Source organism: Hymenobacter ruricola (genome assembly GCF_015694525.1).
Taxonomy (GTDB): Bacteria; Bacteroidota; Bacteroidia; order Cytophagales; family Hymenobacteraceae; genus Hymenobacter; species Hymenobacter ruricola.
In genome coordinates this window covers 455,764-469,988 of record NZ_JADQDM010000001.1, presented here as the reverse complement: position 1 = coordinate 469,988, position 14,225 = coordinate 455,764, and the positions used below count along the sequence as shown (strand labels likewise).

The following is a 14,225-nucleotide window of genomic DNA, read 5'->3' as shown; positions in this document are numbered from 1 at the left end:
CTTCGGAATTGGCCTTTTTATATTCGGTGAATGATGAGCCAGCGCAGCACATCAGCACATGAAAAAATCAGCACATTAACGAGCCATCAAGTCCTCAATGGTGTCGGCCTGCAGCGGAATGTCGGCCATCAGGTCCTCGTTGCCATTAGCCGTGAGCAGGATGTCGTTTTCCAGGCGGATGCCCAGGCCTTCTTCGGGAATGTAGATGCCGGGCTCACAGGTGTACACCATGCCCGCTTCGAAGGTGCGGTATTTATAGCCCACGTCGTGCACGTCGAGGCCCAGGTAGTGGCTGGTGCCGTGCATGAAGTACTTCTTATAGAGCGGCGCGGCGGGGTCCTGGTTCTTCACGTCGGAGGCGTTCAGCAGGTCCAGTTTGATGAGCTCCTGCTCCATGCACTCGCCCACCTGGCGGTGGTATTCCTCGATTTCGGTGCCCGGGATGAGGCGCGTTTTGGCGAAGGCCATCACGGCCAGCACGGCCTCGTACACCTGGCGCTGGCGCGGCGTGAACTTGCCGTTGACGGGGATGCTGCGCGACAGGTCGGCGGCGTAGTTGGCGTACTCGGCGCCGAAGTCGAGCAGAATCACGTCGCCGTTCTGGCACTGGTTGTCGTTGGTGGTGTAGTGCAGCACGTTGGCGTTTTTGCCGCTGGCCACGATGCTGCCGTAGGCCGGCCCGCGGCTGCGGTTGCGCATGAACTCGTGCACGATTTCGGCCTCAATCTCGAACTCCCACACGCCCGGCTTCACAAAGCCCAGCAGCCGCCGAAACGCCTTGCCCGTGATGTCGCAGGCCTGCCGCATCACCCGGATTTCCTCGGCGCTCTTGATGGCGCGCAGGTTGTGCAGCAGTGGCGCGGCGCGGCGGTAGGTGTGCAGCGGGTACTGGCTCTGGATGGATTTGATGAAGCGGGCGTCGCGCGTTTCCACCTCCACCACGGACCGAATGTGCTCATTCGAGTTCAAAAACACGTTTTCGGCTTCGTTCATCAGCGCAGGCAGCACCGATTTGAAGCTTTCCAGCCACATAATCGTTTTAATGCCCGAGTTTTGGCGCGCCTCGTCCTTGGTCAGCTTGTAGCCCTCCCAGATGAGAATGTGCTCGGACGTCTCTTTCAGAAACAGAATTTCGCGGTGCTGCGGCAGGCGCGCGTCCGGAAACAGCACCAGAATGCTTTCTTCCTGGTCGACGCCGCTCAGGTAAAACAAGTCGTTGTTTTGGCGGAAGGCCATGGTGCCGTCGGCGTTGGTCGGCATCACGTCGTTGCTCTGGAAAATGGCCAGCGAAGCCGGCGGCAGCAGTTCGCGGAAGCGGCGGCGGTTTTCAACAAAAAGCTCGGGGGCAAGCGGGGCGTAGCGCATGGGGCGGGTTGGTTGGGAATGGAGCGCGCAAGTTAGGCAGCCGGTGCTTGCGGCGGCTTTGGCCCGGCGCTTCCTGCCACAAAAAAGCCCCTGCCGGTGAGACAGGGGCTTTTTCTATGGGCGCTGGCGCCTAAATGCTACATCTTGGTTTTGGTCGATTTCACCGTGGTGGTCTTGTTCGACTTGTAGCGCATGTCGGGGGTGCCGTCGGCTTTCATGGGGCCGCTCACGGTTTTGGTGCTGCTGGTTTTGTTTTCCGAGTAGCGCATGTCGGGCGTGCCGTCGGCCTTCATTTTGGTGCTGCTCGTGGTTTTGGTGTTGCCCGAGGGCGTGGTCATGGTGCTCGACTTCGTCATCGTGCCCGAGCTTTTGCTCATGGTCGATGATTTGCTCATGCCCGCCGGGTTGCTGGTCGTGGTCGACTTCACGGTGGTGCGCGTGGCGGGCGTTTGCGACGACGTGGTGGTGGTTTTCGAGGAGCTGCTGCTCATCGTGGCCGTGGGAGTCTGGGCCAGGGCGGCCGGGCCGCCCAGCAGGCCCAGCGAAATCAGGATTCCGAAAATGCGCTTCATAAATTAAGAGAAAGTAAAGGGTGAGAAGATGAGCCTCCTACGCGACATTGCGCGGCGTAGTTGGCTGAAAGCGTAGGCTTTTTCACGTTTCAAAAGCGCAGGTTGCCCATTTTTTTGCTTTAGCGTTAAACCCGCGCCCTCGTTTCCGCTCCAACCCGCACTGTTCCACTTATTATTTCCTTCACGCACCATGAAAAAGGCCCTGTTTTCCCTCGCCACTGCCCTCGGGCTACTCGCCGTTTCTCACACCGCTTCGGCTCAAACGGCCACGCCCAACCTCAACGAACGCCAGCGCAACCAGCGCGCCCGCATCCACAACGGCGTGGCCAATGGCGACCTCACCCGCGCCGAAGCCGACCGCCTCAAAGCCCGCGAAGCTGCCATTAAAGAGCAAAAGCAGACGGCCAAAGCCGACGGCGTGGTGACCCGCGACGAGCGCCAGGACATCCGCCACGACGAGAACAAAGCCAGCCGCGCCATCCACCGCCAGCGGCACGACGCCCAGGTTCGGCCCAACAAATAAACCGCACGGTAACTGCCGCTAAATCAATCACTAATCCCTGCGTCTGAAAAGATGCAGGGATTTTTTATGATTATTAAATTGAAATATTTTGCTTAAATATTTACCATTACATACATTCGTCTCCAAGTCAGCCGTGCCTGCATCCTGTTTGCAGCGAATTCTCTGGCAAGGCGCACCCTCACTCCTCATTCTTATCCCATGAAAAAATACCTCTACTCTTTTGCGCTGGGCACTTTTCTTATCCTGGCCCCCGGAGGCGCGTACGCCGCAAGCGCACGCCTGACAGCGCCTGACAACCCTGCCGAAGTGCAGCGCAAAGCCGCCGCCCGCGAGCAAAAAGCCGCCGCTCGCGAAAAGGTGGCCGCCGCCAAGCAGGTGTCCAAAATGAAAAGACTTTCCGTCAAGACCCACCGCTTCACCGCCAAGCTGAACCACGTGATGCTGGTGGTGCTAGGCATGGAAGAAAGCAAAACCGTGACCTCGCCCCGGCAGCTCAAGCGCCAGCTGCACGCCCACCAGAAGCAGCTGAAGATGCACGCCAAAATGGGCTCGCGGGCCCGCCGCAGCCGCACGCACGAATAACCCACACCGCCAAAACACCCCCACGAAAAAGCCCCTTGCCAGCTAGGCAAGGGGCTTTTTGCAATAGGAAAGGAACGGGGCTTAGGCCGTTACCTGAGCTTCGAGTTTTTGGGCGAGCACGTGCTTGGGCACGGCGCCTACCTGCTTGTCCACGATTTGGCCGTTCTTGAACACGAGCAGCGTGGGGATGCTGCGGATGCCGAACTTCATCGAGGTTTGGGGGTTGGCGTCGACGTCGACTTTGCCAACAACCACTTTGCCTTCGTATTCACCGGCCAGCTCTTCCACCACGGGGCCTACCATGCGGCAGGGGCCGCACCATTCGGCCCAGAAATCGACCAATACGGGCTTATCGCCGCCGATGATTTCGTCAAAGTTGGCGTCGGTTATTTCAATTGCTTTGTGTCCCATTTCAATTTGGGTTGGGGTTAAAAATGTTCTGGCGTGTACGGCCGTTGGGGTCGCAAGGTAGCAGATATTGGATGCTTAACATGGTGCGCCGGGGAAAGTTCAGCCCGCCGAAGCCGCCTGTGTCAAGGCCGCCATTTTCTCGGCGAATGGCGGAAATGCCGATGTAAAAATGTTTTGTCGCACCGCTGATATCGCGACCGGACCAGCGCGGGCGCCGCACCAATCCAGAGAAAAGGTCTGATTCTTGCAGCCTAAAATTTATCAATTCTAACAAATAAAAGTCCTGCTCATGACCAAACTTTACTCGCCTTTTCGCCTCTTCGGGTGGCTGCTCCTTTTGGGCTGCCTGAGCTTATCGGCCCACGCCCAACGGCCCCCTCAAACGTGGGTGTACGACTCCCTCGGCCGGCCCCTGCGCGTCAACCACGAGCTGCTGGTTAGCTTCGACCCCTCGGTTATCACCCGGGCCGCCGTGAACAGCCGCAACGGCAACCAAGGCCCACTCAGCGACTTCCTCAAGCCCGCCACGGCGGCGGCGCTGCAAGTAGCCTTGGGCATTTCGCTGATTAACGTCTACGCAATCAAAGTGGTGAGAACCGCCATTCCGGCCGACTCCCTGGCCCCGGACGGCACCCATCAGGAGCCGTTCTGGAACACACTTCTCCTGTGTTTCCCGTCTGAAACCGATGACTATGCGGTGATGAACATTCTCTGGAACCAGCCATTTTCGGTGGTAAAATCCAGTGGGTACAACTTGGCCGTGCAACTGCATAATAGCTCAGCAGCCGGCCCGCCGCCTTTTTTGCTGGCTCCGGGCGCCGGCCAGCCCCTGGCCTACCCCATGCCGGCGCACGACGTGGTGACGTTTGCCCTGCCCAGCCCGCTGCCGGCTTCGGCGGCCCTCACCGTTTTCACGCCGGCCGGCCGCGTGGTTTACACCGAGCAGCACAAGGTTTTCCAGCACGGCGAGTTGGTGCCGCTGCAAATCAATCTGGCCGCGCTGCCGCCCGGCCAGTACTTCTACCGGCTCATCACGCCCGCCAGCACCTACCAGGGCCGCTTCGAGAAGCAGTAGTCACTGGCAATAAAAAGGGCCAGTCCGCGCGGACTGGCCCTTTTTATTGCCTTAAAATTTGCCGCGCCCGAATCGCCTAAATCAACGTGCACACTTCCATTTCCATCTCCCGCATTTTCTCGATGAAGGTTTTGGGCTCAATCTGGAAGCGGCGCGAGAACATGTCGACGGCCAGGTGCTCGTGGGGCTCAGCAAACTGGATTTCGAGGCGCTTGCTGCCCGGCGCGGCCCCGATGGCTTCTTCCAGGCGGTCGAGCATGGGGCTGGTCACGGTGCGCAGGTCCAGGCGCACGCGCACGCCCTTGCTGCGCTTCTCGGCCAGTTCGGAGAGCGGCTCCATGGTGAGGATGCGCAGGTCCCACTGGTCCTGGGTGTGGCGGCGCAGCTCCTGCTTGAGGCGCACGTACATGGGCGGCACCTGCTCGTTGGGGTAGTTGCGCGGGTTGATGAGGGGCGCAAACTTGGTGTAGTCGTCGCGAAACAGCGCCGGGTTGATGCTCGTCTCGTAGTCTTCGAGGGTGAAGGTGCAGAAGGGCTGGCCGGTTTTGGTGGTCTTAAACAACACGTTGTTAATCAGGCCGGCCACCGCCATTTCCTTGTTTTTGATTTCGTCCACCTTGTCGAGCCCGCAGGTGCAGTAGGCGTCCAGCTCCAGCTTGTAGCTGTCCAGCGGGTGGCCCGAGAGGTAGAAGCCCACCACTTCCTTTTCGCGGCGCAGCTGCTCGCTTTTGCTCCAGGGCTCCATCTCGTGCATCTTGGGCAGCGGCGCGGCCACGGCCCCAAAGGCGCCCGCACCGAAAAGGCTGTGTTGCGCCGATTCTTTGGCCGCGGCGTGCTGCTGGCCCATTTTCATGGCTTTCTCGATGAGGTTCTGGTCGCCGTTGGGGGCGTCGAGGTACAGGCGGCGGTGCTTGCCGAAGCCGTCGAAGGCGCCGGCCTGGGCCAGGCTTTCAAACGTTTTCTTGTTCACGGTGCGCAGGTTCACGCGTTTGGCAAAGTCGAAAATGTCCTGGTATTCGCCGCTTTTCTCGCGCTCCTCCACCATGCTTTCCACCGCAAGCTCGCCCGCGCCCTTCACCGCGCCCATGCCGAAACGGATGGCGCCTTCCTGGTTCACGTTGAATTTCAGGAGGGATTCGTTCACGTCGGGCCCGAGCACGGGCACGCCCTGCTTGCGGGCTTCCTCAATGAAGAACGTCACCTTTTTGATGTCGCCCATGTTGTTGGTGAGCACGGCGGCCATGTACTCAGCCGGGTAGTTAGCTTTCAGATAACCCGTCTGGTACGCCACCACCGAGTAGGCGGCCGAGTGCGAGCGGTTGAAGCCGTACTCGGCAAACTTCTCCATCACGTCGAACACCTCGTTGGCTTTCTTCGCTTTGATGCCGTGCAGCTTTTCGGCGCCCTCGATGAACTTCTCGCGTTCCAGGGCCATCTTTTTCATGTCCTTCTTGCCCATGGCGCGGCGCAGCAGGTCGGCGCCGCCGAGCGAGTAGCCGGCCAGAATCTGGGCTGTCTGCATGATTTGCTCCTGGTACACCATGATGCCCTGGCTGTATTCCAGGATGGGCTTGAGCAAATCGTGCGGGTACACCACTTCCTCGCGGCCGTGCTTGCGGTTGATGAAGTTCGGGATGAACTGCATCGGGCCCGGGCGGTACAGCGCGTTCATGGCAATGAGGTCTTCAATATTCGTCGGCTTGAGGTCCTTCAAATACTGGCGCATGCCTTCCGATTCAAACTGGAACGTGCCGATGGTGTCGCCGCGCTGGTACAGCGCATACGTCTTCTCGTCGTCGAGCGGAATGTCGTCGATGTCGATTTTCACGCCGTGGTTGCGCTCAATCAGCCGCAGGGCATCCACTATGATGGTCAGGGTTTTGAGCCCCAGAAAGTCCATCTTCAGCATGCCCGCGCTCTCAATCACCTTGCCGTCGAACTGCGTCACGAGCAGGTCCGAGTCTTTGGATGTCGAGACGGGAATGTACTTCGTGATGTCGTCGGGCGCAATGATGACGCCGGCCGCGTGAATGCCCGTGTTGCGCACCGAGCCTTCCAGTTGCGTGGCCAAGCGCAGAATCTGGCCCTTGAGGTTTTCGGGGCTTTCGTCGCGCCGAATCATGTCGAGCTCCTGGTTTTCGGCGAAGGCGCCGGCCAGGGTGGTGCCGGGCTTGTCGGGCACCATCTTGGTGAGGTCGTTGGTTTGCGGCAGCGGCAGCTCCATGGCCCGCGCCACGTCCTTAATGGACGATTTGGCGGCCATGGTGCCGAAGGTGATAATCTGGGCTACCTGAGTTTTGCCGTACTTACCCACCACGTAGTCAATGACTTTCTGACGGTTCACGTCGTCAAAGTCGATGTCGATATCGGGCATCGACACGCGCTCGGGGTTCAGGAAACGCTCGAACAGCAACGAGTACTTGATGGGGTCGATGTTGGTGATGCCCACGCAGTAGGCCACCGCCGAGCCGGCCGCCGAGCCCCGGCCCGGTCCCACGGCCACCCCAATGTTGCGGCCGTGGTTGATGAAGTCCTGCGTAATAAGAAAGTAGCCCGCGAAACCCATCGTCTGGATGATGCGCAGCTCGTAATCAAGCCGTTCCTCGATTTCGGATGTGCGCTCGGAGTAGCGCGGCGGCTTGGTCATCGTCACGGTGCCGGTGCCGGCGCCGGGCCCGAAGGCGCCCACGTAAGTCAGCTCGCGCAGAAATTCGTCGGCGTTGGCGAAGGGCGCCGGAATGGGGAAGTTGGGCAACAGAATGTCGCGCGCCAGCTTCGGGGGCGTGATTTTGTCAACGATTTCGTTGGTGTTGTCCACGCTGTCGGGGCGGTCGATGAACAGCTCGTTCATCTGTGCCTGGTTTTTGAAGAAGAACTGGTCGTTGGCGAAGCCGAAGCGGGTGTGCGGCTTGGGTTTCTGCAGCTCCTCGTCGATGCGGCGCAGCTGGCGCTGGGCGGCTTCGTCGCGGTTGTGGTCGCGGCGCAGGTTGTCGAGCAGGTCGTATTTCACCTCGCCCTTGCCCGTCATCAGGGTGTAGTAGTTCGTGCGAATGTCGCCAACCGGAATGCTGTGCTCTTCGCCGGTGTTCACGCACAGCAGCAGGTCGTGGGCGGCGTAGTCAGTCTGGTCCACGTAGTGCGAGTCGTTGGTGCAGATGACCTTGACGTTGTACTTCTTGGCGAAGCCCAGCAGCACCTGGTTCACATCTTCCTGGCTTTTGCCGGTGCCGTCGAAGTTCATCAGGCCGTGACGCTGGATTTCGATGTAGAAATCCTCGCCGAACAAATCAATCCACCACTTCAGCTTTTCCTCGGCTTCGGCTTCGGTGCCGAACAGGATGGTCTGCGGAATTTCAGCCCCAATGCAGCAGCTGGTGGCAATCAGGCCCTCGTGGTACTGCACCAACAACTCCTTGTCGATGCGCGGAAACTTGGAATACAGGCCCTCGATGAAGCTCAGCGAGCAGAGCTTGGCCAGGTTGTGGTAGCCGGCCTGGTCCTTGGCCAACAGCAGCTGGTGGTAGCGGTTGTCGCGCTCGCCCTTTTCCCGGCTGAAGGTTTTTTTGAACCGGTCCTCCACCATGTAAAACTCGCAGCCCACAATGGGCTTCACGTTGTACTTGTTGGCCTCGGCCACGAAGTTGAACGCCCCAAACATGTTGCCGTGGTCGGTGAGGGCCACGGCGGGCATCTCGTCCTTCTGGGCCTTCTTCATCAGGGCCGAAATGCTGGCCTGGCCGTCGAGCAGCGAGTATTGGGTGTGCGAGTGAAGGTGTGAGAACGTGGGCATAGGGCAGGGCGTTGGAAACGGGCTAATCGTAAAGATACCCCCGGCCGGCGGGCATTCCCAAACCCCATTTCACTGCCGGCTGATTCCCTGAGCGCTGCGTTTTTTGGAAAGCATCGCGCCTCCCAGCCGCACCAAAGCGCTCCGGATTATGCCGCGGCTCCCAACGCGCAAAAGCCGCCGACTCCAATGAAGTCGGCGGCTTTTGCTGGATTTAGCCGGGTCTTGGCCAGTGTCCCGGCTACCGGGCGCCGGCCTGCACCCGCAGCACCTCGCCCACTTTAGCGGTGTCGTCGGCCTTGGAATTCCAGGTTTTGAGGTCGGCTACCGTCACTTTGTAGAGGCGGGCGATGCTGTAGAGGGTTTCGCCTTTGGCCACGGTGTGCTGCGTAGCGGCCGCCACTGGCGGAGCCGCCGCAGTGGTAGCGGCCGGCTTGGGCACGTACAGGGCCGGATTGGTGCTTCCTGCTGCCGGGCGCGGCGCGGAAGGCGGCGTGGGCGCGGCGTTAGCGGCGGGCACGGGAGCCGCTTCGGCTTTGAGCACCAGCACCTGCCCTATCACCAGGCCGGAAGCGGGCGTGAGGTTATTTAACGCCATCAGCGTGGCGGGTGGCATGTTGTAGCGGCGGGCCACCGAATACACAGACTCGTGGGCCTCGACCCGGTGCGTAGCGGGCAGCGCGGCGGGCGCTGCTGCGGCAACCACAGAGGCTGCAGGCGCGGGCGCGGGGGGCACGGGCTTCGGGGCCGGCGGGGGCGCGGGGGCGGGCACTACTACCGGCTTGGGTGCCGGCCGGTACTCCACGGCCGGACGCGTGGCAACCGGCGCGGCCACGGCCACGGGAGCCGGCGCCGGCTCGCCGGGCTCATCGGCCAGCGGCTCCGAAACCGGGGCCGGAGCCGGCTTGGGCAGCGGCGCGGCCTGAGGAGCCCGAACAGCAGGCGCCACCGGCGCGGGCGCGGGCGCTGAAGCCACCGCGGGAGCCGGTACTGGCGCCGGAGCCGCCGGCGTGGCAGCGGCCGTGGTCAGGGTTTCGCCCCAGCCGTCGCCTTCTGCGGGCACCACGCGCTTGGTTTTGGTTTTGCCGTCCTCCGTTTTGACCTTGGTTTTGATTTTGACCTGGCCGCTTTCGGTAGCCGTGCTTCTAGGCAAGGTTGCCGCCTCGTTGGCCGTGGTTACCAGGGCGTCGGTTTCCTGCTCGGCGGGCGTGGGGGCTGCGCTGGGGCGTTCCAGGGCCACGGTTTCGGCCAGGCTGCGGTATTCGATGGCGGTTTCGCGCGGGCGGGTATGCTGCAGCCACAGCAGGCGGCCGGGGCGCAGCTCTTCGTTGCGGGCCATGCGGTTTTTTTTCAGCACGGCTTTCTGGCGGATGCCGTACTTCTGGGCCACGTCGAAAATGGTTTCGTTGGGTTGCAGCACGTGGTATTCCACGGCGGCCACGTCGCGCTTGCTTTGCAAGTAGTACGGGCGGCCCGTCACGGCCACGTCGAAGGCTTTCAGCTCGTTGTGCTTCAGAAACTCGCCCAGGCGCTGGTGGCCGCGGCGGGCCAGGTCGGCGGTGGTTTCGCCGGGCAGGGCAATGAGGGCGCGCAGGTTGTTGACACGCACTTCGGCCGTGTTGGCGCCCACGGCGGGCAGGGCCAGCAGTTCGCCATTGGCTTGCAGGCGCTGGTTGGCCGCGATGCCGGCGGCCTGGGTCACGTCGCCCACGGGCACCACCAGGGTGTAAGGGCGGTCGGCGGGCACGGCGGCGGCCAGCAGCCAGCGGTTGTGCGTGGCCAGGGCGGCGGGGTCGGTGTGCAGGGCCAGGGCCTGGGTTTCCAGGGTTTGGCCGGCCACGGCCGGGAACTCCTGCAGGCGCAGGGGCGGGGCGGGGTTCTGGCCGCAGGCGGGCTCAAAGGCCAGCTTGTGGGCCAGAAACATCAGCACGTAGGGCGAGGTGGCTTCGGTGACGGCCATTTCGGTGGCGTCGAAGTCGGAGGGCAGCGTGTAGGGCTGCACGCCGCCCAGGCCGGTGTAGTAGCTCAGCAGGGCGTTGAGCCAGTTGTGCAGTGACTTGTTGTTGCGCGTGAGGTAGCGGGCGGCGGCGCGGGTGCTGGCGGCCAGGTGCTTGCGCTGGTCCACTTCCTCGTTCACCACCAGGCCCAGGCCGGTGGCGGTTTCGCGCTTGAGCTGCCAGTAGCCCACGGCCTCGTGCACGCTTTGCGCATCGCCCACGAGGGCGCTTTCCTGCAACACCAGGTAGCGAAAATCGAGCGGCACGCCTTCTTCCTTCAGCACCCGCTCCACGATGGGAAACGCGGCGTCGGCCTGGTCGACGCGGGCCTGAAACGAGGGCTGGTGGCGGCACAGGCCGTCGGCTTTTTGCTGCACCAGGCGCTGGGCTTCTTCGTTCAGCACCAGGTGCAGGCCGGCCACGTCGAAGGCGGCGGGCACGTCGGGGTGCCGGGCCGTGGCCGTGGGCTGGGCCGCCAGGGGGCCGGCCAAAGCCAGCAGCAGGAACAGGAAAAACGATTTTTGCATAGCGGGAAGCACGGTCTCGCCTACAAAGTACCTGAATTCCGAGGGAATGTGGTGCTCCGCGCCTTACAGCCCCAGTTCCTGCACGATGAATTCTTTGGCGCCGGCCGGGCCCGTGAGGTGCAGCCAGGCCACCGCGCCTTCGCCCCCGAAGCGCAACTCAAACGAAAAGAAGGCACAGCATTGGCGCTCGGTTTTCACAAATTCGGCCAGCTCGTCCACCACTTCGTCGCTGCCCTTGAACTCGTAGGCAAAGCCGGCGGGCAACTCGTGCCGGCTCACCACCTGCTGCTTCAGCGAGGCGATGACGGTTTCCTTGCGCTGCCGCAATTCGGGGGAAGTGAGCCGGCAGGCCACTACAACGCGGCCGGCATCGGGAGCAGAAAGGGAGTGGCTCATGACTGCGTTGCGGTTCGAGAGGAGGATTGAAGGCGTCGCGCCATTTCTAAATGAGTACGGCTGCGGCCCTTAAGGCCGCCCCCCGCCGCCTGGGAAGCCACCCCCGCCGCCATCGGGCCGGCCGCCGCCGTCGGGGCGGCCCATGCCGCGGCCGCCGTCGCGGGGGCCGTCGGCGGGCTCGTTGGGTGCTACCACGTTGCCGCTGCGGATGTTGTAAGTGAACATCAGCATGAAGTAGCGTTGCAGGATGGTGGTTTGCACGTCTTCGTAGTAGGCTTCGGTCACGTTGCGCTGGATGGCGCGGTTCTGGCCCAGCAGGTCGAAGGCGTAGACTTTGATTTCGCCGCGCTGGCCGGGGAATAGCTTCTTGCCCAGGCTGGCGTTCCAGAGTGCATACGGCTTGTTGTAGCCCGACGACAGGCCCGCGTAGTACTGGTGCACGAGGTCGGTCTGGAAGTTGATGCCGGGGCCCACAATCCAGTTCAGCCGCACCCGCGTAACCTGGGTGAAATAATCGGTATTAAGGTTGGACCGCAGCGTGTTGCGCACGTAGTTCTTGTTCGACGTGGTCGAAGCCGTGAAATCGAGCTCGGGGCTGATGTTGGAGCTGAGCGTGAGGCCCGCCCCGAACGAGGGCACGCGGGCGTAGTTCAGGGCGCCGTTCACGAGGCCCGGCGTTTGCGTGAAGCCCGCGTTGGCGCTCAGGTTTACGTTGGTTTTGAGGGCCTTGATGGGCCGGCCGTAGCTGGCCAGCGAACGCACCGAGTACTGCTGGCTCAGGTTCACGGGCTGGGTGAGCTGGCCGCCGGCCGGCAGGCGCACCGCGTCGGCGCCTTCGGGCGTCACGGTGGTTTCGCGCGCGGCCACGGTGGTGCGGTTGGCGATGGGGTTCTGGACGTAAGAGCCGTTGAGCAGGGCGAAGAAGTTGCTCGATACTTCCGGGTTCGAGGCCGAATAGCGGATATTGGCCGAGTGCTGGAATTCCTGGCGCAGCGTGGGGTTGCCGATGGTGAGCTGCAGCGGGTTCGAGTTGTTCACCACGGCCTGCAGCTGGCTCACGCTTGGGGCGCTGGTGTTGGTGCGGTAGTTGAGGCGCAGGTTTTTCTGCTTCGTGAAGCGGTACTGCGCGTTGGCGTTGGGCAGCACGTTCACGAAGTAGTAGCGCCCGATGCTGGGGCGCGGGTACTGCGCGTCGCTGTACAGTTCCGAATATTGCCCCGACACGCCCACACTGCCCTGAAACTTCTGGGTGTTGTGCCGGAAGCTGAGGCCGCCCGACTGCGTGAAATAGTAGTTGTCGAACACGTTGCTCAACGCCTCGTTCAGCTCGGGCGTGTCGCCGTTCACCAGGTTGTAGGTGTACTTGTTCGAGTTGTTGGGCGCGTAGTTGATGGTGTAGTTGCCCTGCAGCTGGTCCTGCCTGCTCAGGGCCTCGGTCAGGGCCAGGTTGGCGTTGAGGCTGCCGCCGTGCTGCTTCAGGGTGTTGGTTTGGTTGAGGTCGTTGAGGTTGTTCACGCTGTCGTCGGTGCGGAGCGTTGCGCCGCCGTTGCGCTGGCTGTAGGTGCCCCCGATGGTGAGGCTGGCCGTGCGCCCGGCCTTTGGGAAGCGGTGGCGCAGCAGCACGTCGCCGCCGGTGTTCAGGCCCTTGTTGTTGGAGTTGTAGTCGCTGTGAATGCGGCTTTGCTCCTCGCCGGCGTTGCGCGTCACGCCGTCCACCACGCTGGTGGCGTCGTTCTGCTGGTAGCTGAACCGGGGCCGGAACAGCACCGAGTTGGCCGAGTCAATCTTGTGCTCCAGGCGCATGTTGAAGCGCTGGTTGGTGTTCAGGCTGTTGGTGGTGGCGTTTTGGGTGAAGGTGGTGTTGGCTTGGTCGGGCAGCACGTACTGGCGCTGGGTGCTGCTTTCGTTGCGGTTGTTGGCGCGGTTGAAGAAGTAGCTGGCCGACAGCTCGGTTTTCTTGTTCCAGGCGTCCGAGAAGTTCAGGCCCGCCGCGTTGGTCGTGGTAATACCGCCGCTCTGGTTCACCAGGAAGTCGCCGGCGTTGCCGCCGTTGCCACCGCCTCCCCCGCCGCCCTGGCCGCCGCGTCCGCCCCCGCGGCCCCCGCCGCCCACGTTGGAGTTGCCCACCACGCCCAGCAGGTCCTCGGTGCCGAAGTTCTGCTCGTTCACGTTGTTGCTCTGGGCCAGCACCGCCACCCGGCGGTCGCCCTTGAAGTTGTTCACGTTGCCGCTGGCCCGGTAGCGGTCGGGGCCGGCGCCGGCCACCACCCGCCCAAACGTGCCGTTGCGAAACTCCACCTTGGTCACAATGTTGATGGTCTTGGTCGTGTTGCCGTCGTCGAAGCCCGAAAAGCGGCTTTGCTCGCTGCGCTGGTCGAATACCTCCACTTTGTCCACCATTTCGGCGGGCAGGTTTTTGAGCACCGCGTCGGGGTCGTTGCCGAAGAAGGGCTTGCCGTCCACGAGCACCTGCTGCACGTTTTCGCCCTGGGCCTGAATCTTGCCGTCGGCCCCGCGGCTCACGCCGGGCATCTTTTCCAGCAGGTCGCCGGTGGTGGCGTCAGGGTTGGTTTTGAAGGCGCGGGCGTTGAACTGGGTGGTGTCGCCCTTCTGCACGCTCTGCGCGGCCTGGCCCGTCACCACCACGCCTTTGAGCTGCACGCCGCCGGTTTGCAGGGCCAGCGTGCCGAGCATCAGGGGCTGGCTGGCCACGGTCACGGGCTGGCTCAGCTTGGCGTAGCCCACAAAGGAGGCGTCGAGCACGTAGCGGCCGGGCACCACGTTATCGAACTGAAACCGGCCTTCGGCGTCGGCCGCCGTGCCGGTTTTCACCGAGTCGGGCAGGCGTATCAGCAGCACGTTGGCCCCGATGAGCGGCGACTGGTCTTTGCCGTCGGTGATGCGGCCGCTCACCGTAGTGGGCGCTTGCGCGCGGGCCGCGCCCAGGCCGAGGAGCAGGAAAAATAAGAGGGTAACGTGCCGCATGTAAA

10 protein-coding genes are annotated in these 14,225 nt (G+C 62.5%); 3 read left to right on the top strand and 7 right to left on the bottom strand.

The window, feature by feature from the left end; genetic code table 11:
* Nucleotides 1-75 precede the first annotated feature (75 nt).
* Together I2H31_RS02070 and I2H31_RS02065 are read right to left on the bottom strand one after the other, a co-directional pair.
* Nucleotides 76-1,365: an aminopeptidase P N-terminal domain-containing protein gene (locus I2H31_RS02070; protein ID WP_196291338.1), complete on the bottom strand. Its 1,290-nt coding sequence runs from the start codon at nt 1,363-1,365 to the stop codon at nt 76-78.
* Between the two features lie 137 nt (nt 1,366-1,502).
* Entirely contained in the window at nt 1,503-1,937 is a 435-nt protein-coding gene (locus I2H31_RS02065; protein ID WP_196291337.1) for a hypothetical protein, read from the bottom strand.
* A gap of 190 nt (nt 1,938-2,127) precedes the next feature.
* Between I2H31_RS02065 and I2H31_RS02060 the strand changes: the two genes are divergently transcribed.
* On the top strand, nt 2,128-2,460 hold the full coding sequence (locus tag I2H31_RS02060) for a hypothetical protein (RefSeq protein WP_196291336.1): 333 nt from the start codon (nt 2,128-2,130) through the stop codon (nt 2,458-2,460).
* A 198-nt stretch (nt 2,461-2,658) separates the two neighbouring features.
* Nucleotides 2,659-3,042 carry a hypothetical protein gene (locus tag I2H31_RS02055; RefSeq protein WP_196291335.1) on the top strand — a complete coding sequence of 128 codons (384 nt, stop codon included), beginning with the start codon at nt 2,659-2,661 and terminating at the stop codon, nt 3,040-3,042.
* A gap of 81 nt (nt 3,043-3,123) precedes the next feature.
* On the opposite strand, the gene trxA is transcribed toward I2H31_RS02055, so the two are convergent.
* Nucleotides 3,124-3,453, bottom strand: a complete 330-nt coding sequence (gene trxA / locus I2H31_RS02050; RefSeq protein WP_046244603.1) for a thioredoxin — start codon at nt 3,451-3,453, stop codon at nt 3,124-3,126.
* 289 nt (nt 3,454-3,742) lie between these two features.
* Here trxA and I2H31_RS02045 point away from each other — a divergent pair, with 289 nt between their 5' ends.
* Nucleotides 3,743-4,528, top strand: a complete 786-nt coding sequence (locus I2H31_RS02045) for a T9SS type A sorting domain-containing protein (protein WP_196291334.1) — start codon at nt 3,743-3,745, stop codon at nt 4,526-4,528.
* A gap of 76 nt (nt 4,529-4,604) precedes the next feature.
* Here I2H31_RS02045 and dnaE read toward each other — a convergent pair whose 3' ends face one another.
* The 4 genes from dnaE to I2H31_RS02025 form a co-directional block, all read right to left on the bottom strand.
* Nucleotides 4,605-8,318: a DNA polymerase III subunit alpha gene (gene dnaE / locus I2H31_RS02040; RefSeq protein ID WP_196291333.1), complete on the bottom strand. Its 3,714-nt coding sequence runs from the start codon at nt 8,316-8,318 to the stop codon at nt 4,605-4,607.
* 238 nt (nt 8,319-8,556) lie between these two features.
* Nucleotides 8,557-10,839: a LysM peptidoglycan-binding domain-containing protein gene (locus tag I2H31_RS02035; RefSeq protein WP_196291332.1), complete on the bottom strand. Its 2,283-nt coding sequence runs from the start codon at nt 10,837-10,839 to the stop codon at nt 8,557-8,559.
* A gap of 63 nt (nt 10,840-10,902) precedes the next feature.
* Nucleotides 10,903-11,235 (bottom strand): hypothetical protein, encoded by a 333-nt coding sequence (locus I2H31_RS02030; RefSeq protein WP_196291331.1) that lies wholly within the window; start codon nt 11,233-11,235, stop codon nt 10,903-10,905.
* A gap of 69 nt (nt 11,236-11,304) precedes the next feature.
* The gene (locus I2H31_RS02025; protein ID WP_196291330.1) at nt 11,305-14,220 is read right to left on the bottom strand and encodes an outer membrane beta-barrel protein; all 2,916 of its coding nucleotides are present in this window, start codon (nt 14,218-14,220) and stop codon (nt 11,305-11,307) included.
* Between the last annotated feature and the right edge of the window lie 5 nt (nt 14,221-14,225).